General features: G+C 69.5%; 11 protein-coding genes. 5 read left to right on the forward strand and 6 right to left on the reverse strand.

The annotated features are described in order from the left end of the window. The first annotated feature begins 2 nt into the window (after nt 1-2). The 3 genes from rhaI to IEZ09_RS10200 are packed head-to-tail and all read left to right on the forward strand — an operon-like array spanning nt 3 to nt 4494. Entirely contained in the window at nt 3-1157 is a 1155-nt protein-coding gene (gene rhaI, locus IEZ09_RS10190; RefSeq protein WP_229812428.1) for an L-rhamnose isomerase, read from the forward strand. Next, entirely contained in the window at nt 1157-3181 is a 2025-nt protein-coding gene (locus IEZ09_RS10195; protein WP_189253375.1) for a bifunctional aldolase/short-chain dehydrogenase, read from the forward strand. The genes rhaI and IEZ09_RS10195 overlap by 1 nt, the downstream gene beginning before the upstream one ends. Further along, nucleotides 3178-4494: a rhamnulokinase gene (locus IEZ09_RS10200; protein WP_189253376.1), complete on the forward strand. Its 1317-nt coding sequence runs from the start codon at nt 3178-3180 to the stop codon at nt 4492-4494. The genes IEZ09_RS10195 and IEZ09_RS10200 overlap by 4 nt, the downstream gene beginning before the upstream one ends. On the opposite strand, the gene IEZ09_RS10205 is transcribed toward IEZ09_RS10200, so the two are convergent. From IEZ09_RS10205 to IEZ09_RS10220, 4 genes are read right to left on the reverse strand one after another with little or no spacing between them, the layout of a single operon-like run. Further along, entirely contained in the window at nt 4442-6121 is a 1680-nt protein-coding gene (locus IEZ09_RS10205) for an amylo-alpha-1,6-glucosidase (protein WP_189253377.1), read from the reverse strand. The genes IEZ09_RS10200 and IEZ09_RS10205 overlap by 53 nt on opposite strands. 10 nt (nt 6122-6131) lie before the next feature. Further along, on the reverse strand, nt 6132-6926 hold the full coding sequence (locus tag IEZ09_RS10210) for a carbohydrate ABC transporter permease (RefSeq protein WP_189253378.1): 795 nt from the start codon (nt 6924-6926) through the stop codon (nt 6132-6134). Continuing rightward, nucleotides 6923-7801 carry a carbohydrate ABC transporter permease gene (locus tag IEZ09_RS10215; RefSeq protein WP_189253379.1) on the reverse strand — a complete coding sequence of 293 codons (879 nt, stop codon included), beginning with the start codon at nt 7799-7801 and terminating at the stop codon, nt 6923-6925. Before IEZ09_RS10215 ends, IEZ09_RS10210 begins: the two co-directional genes overlap by 4 nt. After that, the gene (locus IEZ09_RS10220) at nt 7802-9019 is read right to left on the reverse strand and encodes a sugar ABC transporter substrate-binding protein (protein ID WP_189253380.1); all 1218 of its coding nucleotides are present in this window, start codon (nt 9017-9019) and stop codon (nt 7802-7804) included. It lies immediately after the preceding gene. A 168-nt stretch (nt 9020-9187) separates the two neighbouring features. Here IEZ09_RS10220 and IEZ09_RS10225 point away from each other — a divergent pair, with 168 nt between their 5' ends. Both IEZ09_RS10225 and IEZ09_RS10230 read left to right on the forward strand, forming a co-directional pair. Then, nucleotides 9188-10201, forward strand: a complete 1014-nt coding sequence (locus IEZ09_RS10225) for a LacI family DNA-binding transcriptional regulator (protein WP_189253381.1) — start codon at nt 9188-9190, stop codon at nt 10199-10201. A gap of 124 nt (nt 10202-10325) precedes the next feature. Continuing rightward, on the forward strand, nt 10326-11555 hold the full coding sequence (locus IEZ09_RS10230) for an SGNH/GDSL hydrolase family protein (RefSeq protein WP_189253382.1): 1230 nt from the start codon (nt 10326-10328) through the stop codon (nt 11553-11555). Here the strand turns inward: IEZ09_RS10230 and IEZ09_RS10235 are convergent. After that, nucleotides 11539-14616: a family 78 glycoside hydrolase catalytic domain gene (locus IEZ09_RS10235; RefSeq protein WP_189253383.1), complete on the reverse strand. Its 3078-nt coding sequence runs from the start codon at nt 14614-14616 to the stop codon at nt 11539-11541. The two genes, IEZ09_RS10230 and IEZ09_RS10235, sit on opposite strands and share 17 nt — an antisense overlap. A 234-nt stretch (nt 14617-14850) precedes the next feature. Continuing rightward, nucleotides 14851-16716, reverse strand: coding sequence for a DUF1996 domain-containing protein (locus IEZ09_RS10240; protein ID WP_189253384.1), 1866 nt, complete (start codon nt 16714-16716; stop codon nt 14851-14853). Nucleotides 16717-16751: the final 35 nt, after the last annotated feature.

Genomic DNA, 16751 nt, shown 5'->3' on the forward strand with positions numbered 1-16751 from the left:
CGATGAGTGTGAAGGACGCGCTGCGCGAGCAGCGGATCGAAACCCCCTCGTGGGCCTACGGGAACTCGGGGACCCGGTTCAAGGTGTTCGCGCAGCAGGGAGTTCCGCGCACGCCGTACGAGAAGATCGACGACGCGGCGGTGGTGCACCGGCTCACCGGCGTCGCGCCGACGGTCGCGCTGCACATCCCGTGGGACAAGGTCGACGACTACGGCAAGCTGGCCGAGTACGCGCGGGACCGCGGTGTCGCGATCGGTGCCATCAACTCCAACGTCTTCCAGGACGACGATTACAAGCTCGGCAGCGTGTGCCATCCCGATCCGGCCGTGCGGCGCAAGGCGATCGGGCACCTGCTCGAGTGCGTGGACATCATGGACGCCACGGGTTCGCGCGACCTGAAGCTGTGGTTCGCCGACGGCCTCAACTACCCCGGTCAGGACAACATCCGGGCCCGCCAGGACCGGCTCGCCGAGGCGTTGCGGGAGACGTACGAGCGGCTCGGCGACGACCAGCGGATGTTGCTGGAGTACAAGCTCTTCGAGCCCGCGTTCTACGTGACCGACGTGCCGGACTGGGGCACCGCCTACGCGCACTGCCTGCAGCTGGGCGAGAAGGCGCAGGTCGTGATCGACACCGGGCACCACGCTCCGGGCACGAACATCGAGTTCATCGTGTCGTTCCTGTTGCGGGCCAACAAGCTCGGGGCGTTCGACTTCAACTCGCGCTTCTACGCCGACGACGACCTGATGGTCGGTGCGGCCGACCCGTTCCAGCTGTTCCGGATCATGCACGAGATCGTGCTGGCCGACGCGCTGACGCCGGCCGCGGGCATCGCGTTCATGCTCGACCAGTGCCACAACCTGGAGCCGAAGATCCCGGCGATCATCCGGTCGGTGCTCAACGTCCAGGAGGCCACTGCCAAGGCGCTGCTGGTCGACCACGAGGCGCTCACTCAGGCCCAGCAGGCCGGTGACGTGCTCGGCGCGAACGCCGCGTTGATGGACGCCTACAACACCGATGTCCGCCCGCTCCTGCGCGAACTGCGCGAGGAGATGGGCCTCGATCCCGACCCGATGGCCGCGTACCGGCGGTCGGGTTACGCCGAGCAGATCGTTCGTGAGCGAGTCGGTGGCGAGGCCGCCGGGTGGGGTGCGTGATGGGTCAGGTCCAGGCGCTGCTGGGGCGGAGCAACCGGCTGGGAGCCGATCCGCGCAACACCAACTACGCGGGCGGCAACACCTCGGCCAAGGGCGAGGAGCTCGACCCGGTCACCGGGCAGCCCGTGGAACTGATGTGGGTCAAGGGATCCGGCGGTGATCTCGGCACGCTCACCGAGGCCGGGCTCGCGGTCCTGCGGCTCGACCGGCTGCGCGCGCTGACGTCGGTCTACCCCGGTGTCGAACGGGAAGACGAGATGGTCGCCGCGTTCGACTTCTGCCTGCACGGCAGGGGTGGCGCGGCGCCGTCGATCGACACGGCCATGCACGGCCTGGTCGACGCGGCCCACGTCGACCACCTGCACCCGGACGCGGGCATCGCGTTCGCCACGGCCGCCGACGGCGAGGCGCTGGTGAAGGCGTGCTTCGGCGACCGGGTGGTGTGGGTGCCGTGGCGGCGGCCCGGTTTCCAGCTGGGCCTCGACATCGCGGCGGTCAAGCGGGACAACCCGCAGGCCATCGGCGTGATCCTGGGCGGGCACGGCATCACGGCGTGGGGTGCGACGAGCGAGGAGTGCGAGGCCAACTCGCTCGACATCATCACCACCGCGCAGCGCTACCTCGACGAGCACGGCCGCGCCGAACCGTTCGGCCCGGTCGTCCACGAGCCCCTCCCCGAGGCCCAACGCCGGGTGCGGGCCGCCGAGCTCGCACCGGTGATCCGCGGCCTCGCGTCCACCGACTCCCCGCAGGTCGGCCACTTCACCGACAGCGACGTGGTGCTGGACTTCCTGTCGCGCGAGCGGCATCCGGAGCTGGCCGCGCTCGGCACGTCGTGTCCCGACCACTTCCTGCGCACCAAGGTCCGGCCGCTGGTGGTCGACCTCCCGCCGACCGCGCCGTTGGAGGACGTCGTCGAGCGGCTGAAGCACCTGCACGAGGCCTACCGCCAGGACTACCGGGCCTACTACGAGCGGCACGCCGAGCCGGACAGCCCGCCGATGCGCGGCGCGGACCCGGCCATCGTCCTCGTGCCGGGTGTCGGCATGTTCAGCTTCGGCAGGAACAAGCAGACCGCGCGCGTCGCCGGCGAGTTCTACGTCAACGCCATCAACGTGATGCGCGGCGCCGAGTCGGTCTCCCGGTACGCGCCGATCGAGGAGAGCGAGAAGTTCCGCATCGAGTACTGGGCGCTCGAAGAGGCCAAGCTGCAGCGGATGCCGAAGCCCAAGCCGCTCGCCACCCGCGTCGCGCTGGTCACCGGCGGCGGATCGGGCATCGGCAGGGCGATCGCGCGACGGCTGGCCGCCGAGGGCGCGTGTGTCGTCGTGGCGGACCGCGACGGCGACAGCGCTCGTGAGGTCGCCGAGGGAATCGGTTCGACGGACGTGGCCGTGGCGGTCACGGTCGACGTCACCGACAGCGCGGGCATCACCGAGGCGTTCCGTGCGGCGTCGCTCGCGTTCGGCGGTGTGGACCTGGTGGTCAACAACGCCGGTCTGTCGATCTCCAAGCCCCTCGCCGACACCACCGAGGCGGACTGGGACCTGCAGCACGACGTGATGGCCAAGGGCTCGTTCCTGGTGTCGCAGGCGGCCACGAAGGTCATGCGCGCTCAGCGGATGGGCGGCGACATCGTCTACATCTCCAGCAAGAACGCGGTCTTCGCCGGTCCGAACAACGTCGCCTACGGCGCCGCCAAGGCCGACCAGGCGCACCAGGTCCGGTTGCTGGCGGCGGAACTCGGTGAGGACGGCATCCGCGTCAACGGCATCAACCCGGACGGCGTGGTCCGCGGCTCCGGCATCTTCGCCGGCGGCTGGGGTGCCCAGCGCGCCGCCGTCTACGGCGTGCCGGAGGAGAAGCTCGGTGAGTTCTACGCCCAGCGCACCCTGCTCAAGCGCGAGGTGCTGCCCGAGCACGTGGCCGCGGCGGTGTTCGCGCTGACAGCGGGTGACCTGTCGCTCACCACGGGCCTGCACGTGCCGGTCGACGCCGGTGTGGCAGCGGCGTTCCTGCGATGACCGCGACGGTCGCGGCCGTCGACCTCGGCGCCTCCAGCGGCCGCGTGCTGCTGGGCCGGGTCGGCGACGGCAAGCTGCACACCGAGGAGGTGCACCGGTTCCCCAACGGGCCGGTGCGCCTGCTCGGCACCCTGCACTGGGACGTCCTGGGGCTGTACCGGGAGGTCCTGACCGGTCTCCGGCTCGCCGCCGAACTGGACGCCGTCGGCCTCGACAGCATCGGCATCGACAGCTGGGCGGTCGACTACGGCCTGCTCGACGCACGCGGCGCGTTGCTGGGCAACCCGGTGCACTACCGCGACTCCCGCACCGAGGGCATCACGCCACCGGACGGCCTGTACGAGGTCAACGGGCTGCAGTTCCAGCCGTTCAACACGATGTTCCAGCTGATGGCGGAACCGCTGCTGGAGCACGCTGCGCAGCTCCTGCTGATCCCGGACCTGCTCTCGTATTGGCTGACGGGCGTACGCGGCGCTGAATACACCAACGCCACCACGACGGGCCTGATCGACGTCCGAAGTGGACAGTGGTCGGCCGAGCTGACCCGTGATCTGCCGAAAGGTCTGCTGCCGGACCTGCGCCACCCCGGCGATCCCGCCGGCACGTACGAGGGCGTTCCGGTCACCGCGGTCGGCTCGCACGACACCGCGTCCGCCGTCGTCGCCGTGCCCGCCGAGAACGACAGGTTCGCCTACATCTCGTGCGGCACGTGGTCGCTGGTCGGCGTCGAGCTCGACTCCCCCGTGCTCACCGAGGAGAGCCGTGCCGCCAACTTCACCAACGAGGGCGGTGTCGACGGCACGATCCGGTACCTCCGCAACGTGATGGGCCTGTGGCTGCTGCAGGAGTGCCTGCGGCACTGGGTGACCCCGCTGGAGCCGTTGCTGCGGGAGGCCGCCGGCGCGCGAGGCACCGTGTTCGACCCCAATGACCCGGTGTTCCTGCCACCCGGCGACATGCCCGCTCGGATCCAGCAGCAGTGCGGGAAGACCATGACCAGGCCCGAGATCGTCCGGTCCGTTCTGGACAGTCTGGCGCTGGCGCACCGGGATGCCGTCGCGGACGCCCAGCGGTTGTCCGGCAAGGAGGTCGAGGTCGTGCACATCGTCGGCGGCGGCTCGCGCAACGAGTTGTTGTGCCAGCTCACCGCCGACGCGTGCGGTCTCCCGGTGGTCGCGGGGCCCGCCGAGGCGACCGCGCTGGGGAACGTTCTGGTGCAGGCGCGTGCCGTGGGCGCGGTGCACGGCACGCTCGCCGATCTCAGGACGTTGGTGCGGGACTCCCAGCAGCTGAGGCGATATCTCCCGCGCTGAGCAGGAGGTAGGCGGCGGCTGTCCAGGTGTAGGCGCGGTCGCGCAGGCCCTGCCCGGTGAGCGCGTCGAAGTTCTCGGCGAACCCGGACTTCTCGCACGTCGCCCGGAACCGCGCGCTCACCTCGCCGGCCAGGTCCACCGCACCGCCGCGGCGCAGGCCGTCCTCGATCAGCACGGTGGCCGGGGCCCACACGGGGCCCCGCCAGTAGCCGTCCGCCTCGTAGAACGGCGAGCTGGGCAGTTCGGTGGCAGGTCCGACGTCGGTCAGATGCTCGGCGATGCCGTCGCACAGCCGGTCGAAGATCTCGCGCGGCAGGTGTTCACCCAGCACGACCGGCATCAGGTCGAGCAGGCTCGCGGTGGCCCTCAGCTTCCCCGACGTCACACCTCGGCTGACGAACCTGGTGCCGTCCCACAACTCCTCCAGCAGCGCGGACAGCATCTCGTCTGCCCGCTCGCCCCAGGGTGTGCCGTCGCCGATCTCCGCGCCGAGCACGGCCAGTTCCTTCATCTGCAGCACCAGGAACGCCGCGAGGTCGGCCGACTCGACGAGCCGTTCCTCACCGAACACCGTGGAGTTGTCCCAGCCGCTGTCGTTGCCGTGCTCGTAGTACGGCAAGGGCCTGCCGGGCGCTCGCCGGCGGTCGAGCCAGAACGACGTCCACGCCGACAGCCGCCGGTACGCGAGTTCCGGGTCGGGCAGCCCGCCGGCGAGCCGTTCGCGCAGCCGGCCGAGCGTCCAGCCGTGGATCGGCGGCTTCACGAAGTTGCGCAGCACCTCGGAGTGGGTGATCGAGTCCGGCAACGCGCCCTGTGCGTCCTGGTGGTCGAACACCACCTGGAACTGGTGCCACGCCAGCTCGGGTGCGCCGGGTGCGAGGGCGAGGGCGTTGAAGCAGTGGTCCCAGCTCCACACCTTGTCCATCCAGTGCTTGGACATCAGCACCGCCGGGCGCGTCACGAACCCCGCCGGGGCGACGGTGGCCGACCAGATCACGTAGCAGGCCAGTTCGGCGGCGGGTGCGCGGGACGGTGCCACGGCGTCGACGAACCGGCCGAACTCCTCGCGGACGGCAGTCACCTCGTCGGTGAACCCGGTGTCGCGGCGGAACGGCGCCCGTGCCGTGGTGAACTCCTCGATCACCACCTCCCACGGTTCCTCCCCCAGCACGACCGCGCGATCCGCGGTCGCCAGCTCCTGCACGCCAAGGTCCCGCGATTGTCCGGAAAGGACGGTCACGCGGAACCGGTGCCCGGTCTCGTAGGACGTGAACACCGCACCACCCGTCGGTTCGACGAAGAAGTACGTGCCGGTGAACGGAGTGAGCGTCCGTTCGGCGGCCGCGATGCGCATTCCCAGGCCGTTGCCGGAGATCCGGAGCGTGTCCGGAGCGGAGAAGACGGCCTGGATCCACGACTCGCCGCTGCGCCAGGTGAGCACGGCGGGGTCGGCGACGATCTCGGCGGGCCGCGAGGACACCAGGGACAGCACGGCGTGCATGCCGTTGCGGTGCGACACCACGTGCACGTCCTGGGCGTACCTCGCCAGTCCCACCACCGGCGAGAGGCCGAACCACGCGCCGGACCGGCTGAACGGGATCTCGCGCACGGAGAACTCGGTGGCCACGGGTTTCCTTTCAGTCCTTGACGGCACCGGAGGTGACACCCGCCGCGACGTAGCGCTGGGCCACCACGATGAGCACCGTCGCGGGCACGGACGCGACCACGGCGGTGGCCATGATCGAGTTCCACTCCTGGTTGTTGTTGCCGATGTAGCGGTAGATGCCGAGGGTGAGCGGCTGCAGCCGGCCGCCCGAGTCGAGCGTGGCGGCGAAGAGGAAGTCCGACCACGCCCACAGGAACGAGAACAGCGCGGCGGTCACCACGCCGTTGCGGCTCGCGGGCAGCACGACCGAGACGAACGACCGCCACGGCCCCGCCCCGTCGATCGTGGCCGCCTGCAGCACCTCGTCGGGCACGGACGCCATGAACGAGGTGAGGATCAGCACCGCGAACGGCACCGCGATGGTCGAGTCCGCGAGAACCAGTCCCCACACGGTGTTCGTGACGCCGAGCTTGACGTAGACGCCGTAGAAGCCCAGCGCCATGATGATCCCGGGGATCATCTGCGCGACCAGCAGCACGAACCCGAGCGCTCGCCGCCCGGCGGGGCGGAGCTTCGCGAGCGAATAGGCGGCCGGTGCCGCCAGCGCGAGGGTCAGCACGACGGTGCCGAGCGCAACGAGCAGGCTCGTGCCGAGGTACGGCATCTGCTCGCGCAGCACCTGCTCGTAGCCCTCCGTCGTGGGGTGGACCGGGATCAGGCTCGGCGCCTTGCGCATGTCGCTCAACGGTGTGAGCGACACGTTGATCATCCAGTAGACGGGGAACAGCATCAGTGCCGTCAGCAGCACGCCGACCGCGGTCCTCATGCGAGCTCCTGCCTGCGCTGGAGGCGGATGTAGAGCAATCCGGCGACCACCGCGATCAGGATCAGGACGTTGCCGACGGCCGCGCTGGGCCCGAAGCGCGGCAGCATGTTGCCGAACCCGAGCTCGTAGGACCAGGTCGCGAGCGTCGTGGACGACCCGCTCGGCCCGCCCTTCGTCATGATCCAGATGACGTCGAACACCTTCAGCGTGTACACCAGCCCGAGCAGCAGGGTGATCGCGGAGACCGGGCGCAGCAACGGGAACGTGACGTGCCAGAACGTCTGCCAGCCGCTCGCACCGTCCAAAGCGGACGCCTCGTGCACCTCGCGCGGGATGTTCTGCAGCCCGCTGTAGAGCACGACGAGGTTGAACGGGATGCCGATCCAGATGTTCGCGATCGTCACCGACACGAGCGACCAGTCGGGTGAGGTCAGCCAGTTGACCGGCCCGAGTCCCACGACCTTCAGCGCCGCGTTGACGAGCCCCGACTCGCTGTTGAGCAACCACGCCCACGTCGACGCCGACACGATCAGCGGCAGCAGCCACGGCACGAGGAACAACGCGCGCAGCGTCGCGGACAACCGGAAGCCGCGGGCGAAGAACAACGCCGCCGCGAGTCCGATCGTGTACTGGAAGAACAGCGACACCAGGGTGAACAGGACGGTGTTGACCAGCGCGGTGCGGAAGGTCGGGTCGCCGAACACGCCCGCGTAGTTGGCGAACCCGACCAGCGGCGCGCCGCCGTGGACGAACGACCGGACGGTGTACCCGCGGATGCTCAGGTCGACGTTGGTGAACAGCGGATACGCGTAACACCCCACCAGGTACGCCACGAGCGGGACGAGGAAGGCCCACCCCGCCAGCCTCGCCCGCACCTACTTCACCGCGGCCTGGGCGTCCCGCAACGCCGCTTCCGGCGCCTTGGCACCGGTGAGCGCGGCCTGCACGGCACCCCACAGCGGCTGCGAGATCTTCGGGTACTTCGTGCCGAGGTTGTCGCCGGTGCGCCCCTTGGCGTTCTTCACCGCCTCGACCCACACGGCCAGGTCCGCCTGGGCCGAGACCTGTTGCTGCTGCACGGAAGGCACGGCCGAGATGTAGGTCAGCGCGGTGTCCGCGGCCAGCACCTTGTCCGGCGCGGTGAGACACGACGCGATGCGGCCCGCCTTGGCCTCGGTGTCCTTGTTGTCCTGCACGGGAACCGTGACGAACTCACCACCGGTCGGTGCGGGCGCGGTGCCACCCGTGCGGCCAGGAACCGGGATCACGCCGTACTCGAACCCGGCCTTCTTCGCGTTCCCCAGCTGCCAGGTGCCGTTCTCGGCGAACGCGTACTCACCGGTGGCGAACTCCTGCCAGCTCGTGGTCTGGGTGTTGTTGACGACCGAGTTCGGCGCGTAGCCGTTGTCGAGCCAGGACTTCCACAGCTCCAGCGCGGCCTTGCCCGACGGCAGGTCGGTCAGCTTCCCGCCCGCACCCCAGAACCACGGCAGGAACTGGAAGGTGCCCTCCTCGGTGCCGATCGCGGAGAACGTGATGCCCTTCTTGCCGGCGGCCTTCACCTTGGCCAGTGCCGCGTTCAGCGAGTCCCAGTCCTTGACCGACGCCGGGTCGACACCGGCGGCGGCCAGCACCGCCTTGTTGTAGTAGAGGGCCAGGGTGTTCGCTCCGATCGGCACGCCGTAGGTCTGCCCCTCCACCGTCCCCGCGGCCACCAGGTTCGGCGAGACCTGCGCGGCGTCGAGGCCGACGTCCGAGTTCGCCTTCAGCACACCCGCCTCGACGAGCGTGGACACCACCGGGTTGTCGACCACCAGCACCTGCGGCGCGGTGCGTTGCTGCGCGGCGAGCAGGACCTTGCTGGTGAGGTCCGTGGTGTCGTAGGCCTGACGCTGGATCTTGACGCCTGCCTCCGTCCCGCACTTCTCGATCGTCTTCACCCACTCGGACTCGGCGGTGAACTGCGGGTACGGGTCCCAGACCGAGAAGGTGTCCGGTGTCGCGGTGGTGGCCGGCGTGGACGAGCACGCCGCCACGGACACGACCAGGCCCAGCGCGGCCAGCAGACGTGCGGGTACAGGTGCGGGGAACATGGGGGTCCTTCCTGACGGCTTCGCTGACGACAAGAGGTCGAACCGGTTCGATGCCGAGGAGCGGCGTCAACGTAAACCCCACGTGTGATGTCGTGCAAGAGGGGAAGTTCTACGATGGCGCACAGTCGAACCGGTTCTCACCGAGCGGGCCGGAGACGGGATGCGCGCATGAACATCGGAGAGATCGCCAAGCGGGCCGGGGTGTCCCGCAGCACCGTGTCGTACGCGCTGAGCGGCAAACGGCCGGTGTCCGCGGCGACCGCCCAGCGGATCAACGACGTCATCGCGGAGCTCGGTTACCGCCCCAACGCCAGTGCCCGCGCGCTCGCCGAGGGCCGCACCCGCACGTTCGGGCTGGTGATACCGCCCGCGAGCACCCGGCTCACCGACGTCCAGCTGGCGTTCGTCGCCAGTGTCGTGGAGGCCGCGGCCGTCCACGACCACGACGTGCTGCTGTCCCCCAGCGGCGGTGACCACGACCGGTCGTTCGAGCGGATCGTCACCGGCCGCCGCGTCGACGGCGTGATCCTGATGGAGATCCTGCTGCAGGACCGGAGAGTCGAACGGCTGACCAGCGCCGGGCTGCCGTTCGTGACGATCGGCCACGTCGAGGACCCGGCCGCGTCGTGGTGGGTCGACGTCGACTACGCCGGGCTGATCACCCGCTGCGTGCGGCACCTCGCCGATCTCGGCCACTCCGACGTCGTGCTGATCAACCGCTCCGACGAGCTGGTCGCCGCGGGCTACGGCCCTGCTCTGCGCGCGGCGACGGCGTTCGCCGAGACCGCGCGGGAGTGCGGCATCCAGGCGCACACCGTGTGCTGCGCCGACGAGCCCGCCGCCGGCGTCGCGTGCTTCGAGGACATCAGGGCCCGCTGGCCGGAGGTCACGGCGGCGGTGACGATCAACGAGGCGGCGCTGCCCGGCGTGCAGCGCGCGTTGCACAGCGCGGGGCTCGCCGTGCCGAGGGACTTCTCGCTCACCGGCGTGATCGCCGACCGGCTCGCCGAGGACTTCCACCCGCCGCTGACGGCCGCGGACGTGCCCGCCGGCGACATGGCCCGGCTCGCCGTCGACCTGCTGCTGGAGCAGATCGGCGACCCGTCGGCGGCGCCGCGGCACAGCATGCTCGCGCCGTCGATCACCTTGCGGTCGAGCACCGGGGCGCGCCGCGGGGCGTGAGGTCGCGAACCGGTTCGATATCGAAAACTTTCGAAAATGAATTAGCGTCGCTTTGTCAATTGACGCTCATTTGCGCGCACTTCTAGGTTGATCTTTCGGTCCCCTTTTCCGGAAGGTGTGGAAGATGCGCAGGCGCTCGTTCTTCGGTCTGGCCGCCACAGGTGTCCTCGCCCCCGCCGTCGCGCGAGCTGACGCTCCCGCGCGCACCCGCTGGGTGAACACCTGGACGTCCATGCCGCAGCTGTGCGAACCGGGCAACATGCCGCCTCCGCCGTTCACCCAGGACGGCTTGGTGCTGGCCGACGCGACGCTGCGCCAGACCGTCCGGGTCACGGTCGGCGGACGGCGGATGCGACTGCGCTTCTCCAACGTGTTCGGTGGCGCGGTGCTGCCGATCACCGCCGTCACCGTCGCGCTGCCGAAGGACGGCCGCGCGGGCGTCAGCGCGATCCAGCCGAACACGGTGCGACGCGTGACGTTCACCGGACGGTCCTCAGTGGACGTTCCGCGCGGTGCGCTGGCGGTGTCCGATCCGCTGGACTTCCCGCTGGCGCCGGGATCGATCCTCACCGTCACGATCTATCTCGCGCGCGGCCAGGCCTCCAACGACATCACCTCGCACCCCGGCTCGCGCACGACGTCGTACCTGCTGGCGGGCAACCACACCGAGGACGCGGACCTGACCGGGGCGACTCCCGTCGACCACTGGTACTTCTTCAGCGGCATCGAGGTGATCTCGTCCGCGTCGGCCGTCGTCCTGATCGGCGACTCGCTGACCGACGGCCGCGGTTCCACCACCAACGGCAACAACCGCTGGCCCGACCAGTTCTTCGACCGGCTGCGCGGCGACGTCGCGGTGCTCAACCAGGCCGCCGGCGGCAACCGCGTGCTCAACGACGGCCTGGGCCCCAGCGTGCTGGCCCGGCTCGACCGCGACCTGCTGGCGCAGAGCGGCGTCCGGTGGCTGCTGCTGTTCGAGGGCGTCAACGACATCGGCACGGCGGCGACGACCCAAACCGCCCAGAAACAGCTGGCAGACGACCTGATCGCCGCCTACCAGCAGATCTTGGAGCGAGCCCACGCGCACGACATCAAGGTGTACGGCGCGACGATCACCCCGTTCGGCGGCAGCTTCTACGACGAGGGCTTCCGCGAGGAGTCCCGGCAGACCGTGAACCGCTGGATCCGCACCAGCCGCCAGTTCGACGCCGTCGTCGACTTCGACGCCGCCGTCCGCGACCCGGCGAACCCGCGGCAGCTCGTCGCCGCCGCGGACGTCGGAGACCACCTCCACCTCAACCCCACGGGCTACCGCATGCTCGCCGAAGCGGTTCCCCTCAAGCTCTTCCGTTGAACGTCCACCGTCCGTGCGGCACCGTCCTGATTCCCGATCCGGGCACGTGCACCTCGGCGGTGGAGCCCACCGGCACCTCGACGGTCAGCCTCAGCACCCCGTCGACCTTGGCCCACGCCACCTCGATGCGTCCGCGCACGCTCTCGAACTCGAGCCGCGCCCACGACAACCCGGTGGTGGCGTTGGGCCGCACGGTGAACGTCCGGTAGCCCGCGTCACCCGGCACCAGCCCGGCCACGTGCTCGTACAACCACTGCGCCACAGTGCCTTTGAAGTAGTGGTTGCGTGAACGCGTGCCGGAGTCCCACATCTCCCACATGGTGTCGGCGCCGTTCGCGAACCAGTGTCCCCAGCTCGGGTAGGACCGCTCGGTGGCCATGGCGTGTGCGACATCGGCGTGTCCGTTGTCGCTCAACGCCTTCAGCAGCACGCTCGCGCCCAGGCAGCCGACGTTGACGTGGTTGCCGTTGGCCTTCACCTCGGCCGCGAGCCGGTCCGCCACCGACTGGACGGATCCGGCGGGCACCATGCCGAACGCCAGCGGAATCGCGTTGGAGGTCTGCCGGTAGCCGGGGTCCTTGGCCGTGCGGTAGTAGCCGTTCAGGAACGTCTTGTTGAACTCCGCCAGCAGGTTCGCGGCGACCTCGCGATACCGCGGTACCGGTTTTCCGATCGCGTCACCGAGTTCGGCGGTGTGCAGCAGTGAGCGGTAGAGGTAGGCGGTGGCGGTGAGCCGGGTGTCCTCGGGTGGAATGCCGCCCGAGTTGGGCGACAGGAAGTCGCCCAGCGCGGTGACGGCGAGCCCGTTCTGGAGCCTGCCGATCTCCCAGTCGAGGTAGCGGGTGAGCACCGGCCAGTGCTGTGCGGGCAGCCGGTCGTCGCCGTAGATCCGGTACATCTCGCGCAGCACGAACGGGTACACCGTCGTCCACTCCGGGGCGGGCGCGAGCTCGCGGTAGCCCCAGCCGCCGCTCGGCACGATCACCGGCAGCTGCCCTGTGGCGTCCTGGCTGTCCGCCAGGTCGCCGAGCCACTTGGTGAAGAACTTCGCCATCCCGAACTCGGCGAGCATCGACGGCGCGCCGACCTGCGCGTCCCCGGTCCAGCCGTTCTTCTCGTACGTCGGGGTGTCGGTGGGGATGCCGTGCAGATTGTTCAGCACGGTGCGGCGCATCGCGGCGTCGTACTGCTCGAACAACGGCTCCGAGCACCGGAACGTGCTCGCCTGCCTCACATCGGAGTGGACGACGCGGCCGACCAGCCGCGGCGCCTCGCTGAGGCCGGTGACCTCGACGTAGCGGAAACCCTTGTAGGAGAACTTCGGTTCCCAGGTCTCCTGCCGTCCCGAGCAGACGAACTCGTCGAGCTGGATGCGGCCGCCGGTGACGTGCCCGTTCTCCATGCGCACGGTGCCGTCGGCGTTCAGCGTCTCGCCGTGCTTGAGCCGGACGACGGTTCCGGCGGGCGCGTTCACCGTGATCTGCGTCCAGCCGGACATCGTGCGGCCCATGTCGGCGACGAACACGCCGGGCTTCACGGTCGTCAGTGACGGTGTGACCGACTCGACCACCCGGATCGGTTCGTGCTCCTGGGCTTTCAGCGTGCCCTTCGGAGCGGGTCTCACCGGTGCCGGTAGCCACCTGCTGTCGTCGAAACCGGGTTTCGTCCAGTTCTCCGGCGCCAGGCGGGCGTCGTAGGTTTCGCCGGTGTAGAGCGAGTTCGACACCGTGGGACCGTCGGTCAGCCGCCACGACTCGTCCGAGGCGATCGTCGTGCGCGTGCCGTCCGGGTGCTCGATCTCCAGCTGTGCCAGCAGTTTCGGCTCGTCGTGCCACGGCGGACGCTCCCAGCGCCACACGTTCGGCGTCTTCATGCCGTAGAACCCGCGCCCCAGCGTCACCCCGATCGCGTTGCGCCCGGCGCGCACCAGCCCGGTGACGTCGTGCGTCGCGTACAAGACCGTGTTGTCGTAGTCGGTGAAGCCGGGATCGAGCACGCGGTCGCCAACGCGCCGTCCGTTGATCTCGGTCTCGTGGTAGGCGAGCCCGCTGACGTACAACCTCGCGCTGCGGACCGGTTTGTCCAGACTGAACTCCTTGCGCAGCAAGGGCGCTGGCTGTTCCTTGACCGTGACGTTCGACCCCCACGGCCCTTGCCCGTACGGGTCGAGCACGGTGGCGGCCGCCCACCCCGAGTCGTCGAACTCCGGTGTCTGCCACCCGGTCTGCTCGGAGTCGGCCACCTTCCAGCCGGGCCCGGTGACGACCTCGTGCTGCCCGTCGGGCAGATCCACCAGCAACCGCAACAGAAACCCGGCCGGCCCTGGTGACCTGTTCGTGGCGCGCGCGGCCAGCACGATCCGCCTGCCGTTGATCAACCGCGTGACGTCGGCGCGCTGACCGACCTTCCACACGTCGGTCTGCTCGGGCACGTGCAACGCCTCAGACCCGTTGACGTACAAGGTGAAGTCGTCGTCCGCGGTCGCCACGAGTCTCGCGCGGACCACCTCTGCCGGCAGCTCGACCTGGGTGCGGAACCACCGGCTCTCCGGTGGCATGGTGGCCGACCAGATCCACGAGGCACCGGTGAACCCGATCGACGTGTCCGGCGCCCCGATCCACCGCGCCTGCCACGGCGTGCCGAGCAACGCCGTCTCCCACCAGCCGTTCAGGCTCCACGCGGAGGGTTTGCCCGCGCCGTCCCACACCCGCACCCGCCAGTGGTACCGCGTGCGCGGCTTCAGCGCCTTGCCGCCGTAGGCGATGCCCGTGGTCCGGTCCGAGTTCACCCGCCCGGACTGCCACACGTCCGCCCGTCCCGGCGCCGTGCCCACCTCGACCTGGTAGGCCGTCTGCCGGGCACCGGTGCCGGCCGCCGCGAGCACCCAGCCCAGCCGCGGCGCCGTGACGTCGGTCCCCAGCAACGTCTCCGCGTACTCGACGGTTGTTCGCACCACCCGCAGCCCACCCGCCTTCTCCTGCCCGGCCTGCGCCACCCCGACCGGCAGCGCCGTCGCGGACAGCCCGACCGCCGATGTCTTCAGGAACACCCGTCGCCGCACGTCGTCTCCACCTTCGTCGCTGGATGAAACGTTTCAATTCCTGAGGCGACAGCCAGCGTCGTTGTGCCGAGCACAGCGCGTCAAGACGTCAGGCACAAGCCTGTCCACAACCGGACAGCCGGTTGAAACGCTTCAATCCCACCCCTGCTGGGCAAACGATGAACGGCGCTTTTGTCCACTTCAGGTGGACAAAAGCGCCGTTCATCGTTGGTGGCGAGCGCGATGATCAGGCGATCAGGAGCACTTGCGCCCCTCGTTCACGCACTTCACGATCTTCGCCATCGTCTCGTCGGAGTTGACGTTGGCGTAGTCGTTGTGGTCGGAGAACGGGTTGTGGTTCTCCTCGGGGAACGCGTCGAGCTGGTACTGCCCCTTCTCCTGAACGTCCTTCGGGATGTCGTAGGAGATGCTGATCCGCAGCTGCGGGATCGCCTTGAAGCCCTTCGGGCACGCGCCGGTCTTCTGGTCCGCGAACCGGACGTGGTCGCGGTGGTTCGCGCTGTCGGTGTTCTTGCCGTCCCAGCAGCTCGCGAAGTTGTGCACGCGCATGACCTTGCTGCCGTTCGGGCAGATCACGTACTTGTCCGACAGCCGGTCCTCGAACCCGCTGCAGGTCCACGTGGCGCGAGCGTTGGCGGGGCCGCGGCTGGTCGGCTTCGCGTCACCGACGATCATCTTCAGGAACTTCGGCATGGCGGTGACCTTGCTGGTCGCGTTGCCGCGGTACTCGATCTTCACCTGGGCCGGGCGGACGATCTTGCCGTTGTTACCGACGAGCTCCAGGTTCGGTCCGGAGGGAACGGCCAGGCCCGCGTTGCCGCCGCCGTTGTTGTTACCCCCGTTGTTGCCACCGTTGTTGTTGCCGTTGTTGTTACCGCCGCCGTTGTTGCCGCCGTTGTCGTTGCTGAGCTTGCAGGGCGCCAGGCGCTCCAGCCCCTGCGGCTTCTGCCCGTTGCGGCCGATCGCGATCGCCATCCGGTCGATCGTGGCGACCCGCTTGTCCTTCAACGGACCGAGGATGGCGTTGTTGATGAAGTTCGGGCCGCCCTGTCCCTTGGTGGTCACGATCCGCTGGTTGGCCTCCGCGATCTGCTTGTCCAGCAACGCGAGGTTGCGGTCCACCTCGGCGACCGCCTGGTCCGGAACGGCACCCAGCGCGCCGCGCACCGAGGGGCACTTCACGGTCGGCGTGGCGTCGTCACCGGAACCGCCCGGCTGGCCCGCGAACTTGCGCGGAGCCTCGCCGCTGGTGCCGTGGCCGGCGTGTTCGTCCGAGCCGCCGTGCTGACCGCTGAACTTGCGCGGTGCCTGGCCGTTGTTGCCATGGCCTGCGCCGAAGAACAGCTCGCACTCGGCGAGCGAGGTCAGGTTCGGCTTCGGCGCGCTGCGGCCGATCGAGATCGCGATGCGGTCCAGAGTGGCCACGCGCTTGTCGCGCAGCGGGCCGAGGATCGCGTTGTTGACGAAGTTCGGGTCGCCGGGATTCTCGTTGCGCGCCACCCGGTCGTTGGCTTCCTTGACCTGCTTGTCCAGCAGTTCGAGGTTGCGGTCCACCTCCTCGCGCGCCCGCTCCGGCACGGCGGGCAGCCGGTCGGAGACCGACGGGCAGGCGATGTGGGGTGCGCCCGCCTCCTTGACCTTGTCCGGGTTGGAGCCGGACGAGTTCTGGTTGGCCTTCGGGTTGATCCGCACGACCGGCCAGAAGTAGGAGGACTTGTCACCGTTCTTGCAGGTGGTGTCCGAGTCGGCCAGGCTGTCGTCGGTCGACTCCGCGCTGATCGACAGGTTGCCCACGAAGTCGTGGACGTGCTGGGCACCGTGGGGCAGACCCGGCTGTGCGACGGGGTTGTCCGCGCTGAACTTGCCGTTCTCGTTCGTGCCGCAGTCCACGGTGAACACGCCGCTGGCGCCGTTCTGCTGCACCTTCGGCTCGACGACGTTCTTGCCGACCTGCTCAATGCGCACGAACGCGCTGACTGGTGCCGGCTCGCCGTCCTTGGCAGCCAGTGCCACGGTGGCGGTGCCGGCGGCCACCACGGCCACCGCCGACAACGAGGCGATCAGGCGGAACTTCCGCCTGTCGGCTTCGCGGTGTGTCATTCGTCCTCCTCGCTCATGCCGTGCATGATCGGGAA

Source organism: Lentzea flava, from assembly GCF_014648475.1.
GTDB classification, from domain to species: domain Bacteria; phylum Actinomycetota; class Actinomycetes; order Mycobacteriales; family Pseudonocardiaceae; genus Lentzea; species Lentzea flava.

Bases quoted from the DNA above. Each gene is read 5' to 3' on its own strand.
- IEZ09_RS10240 (WP_189253384.1), bottom strand. From the start codon at position 16,716: ATGACACACCGCGAAGCCGACAGGCGGAAGTTCCGCCTGATCGCCTCG.
- IEZ09_RS10200 (WP_189253376.1), top strand. From the start codon at position 3,178: ATGACCGCGACGGTCGCGGCCGTCGACCTCGGCGCCTCCAGCGGCCGC.
- IEZ09_RS10210 (WP_189253378.1), bottom strand. From the start codon at position 6,926: ATGAGGACCGCGGTCGGCGTGCTGCTGACGGCACTGATGCTGTTCCCC.
- IEZ09_RS10220 (WP_189253380.1), bottom strand. From the start codon at position 9,019: ATGTTCCCCGCACCTGTACCCGCACGTCTGCTGGCCGCGCTGGGCCTG.
- IEZ09_RS10225 (WP_189253381.1), top strand. From the start codon at position 9,188: ATGAACATCGGAGAGATCGCCAAGCGGGCCGGGGTGTCCCGCAGCACC.
- IEZ09_RS10195 (WP_189253375.1), top strand. From the start codon at position 1,157: ATGGGTCAGGTCCAGGCGCTGCTGGGGCGGAGCAACCGGCTGGGAGCC.
- rhaI (WP_229812428.1), top strand. From the start codon at position 3: ATGAGTGTGAAGGACGCGCTGCGCGAGCAGCGGATCGAAACCCCCTCG.
- IEZ09_RS10230 (WP_189253382.1), top strand. From the start codon at position 10,326: ATGCGCAGGCGCTCGTTCTTCGGTCTGGCCGCCACAGGTGTCCTCGCC.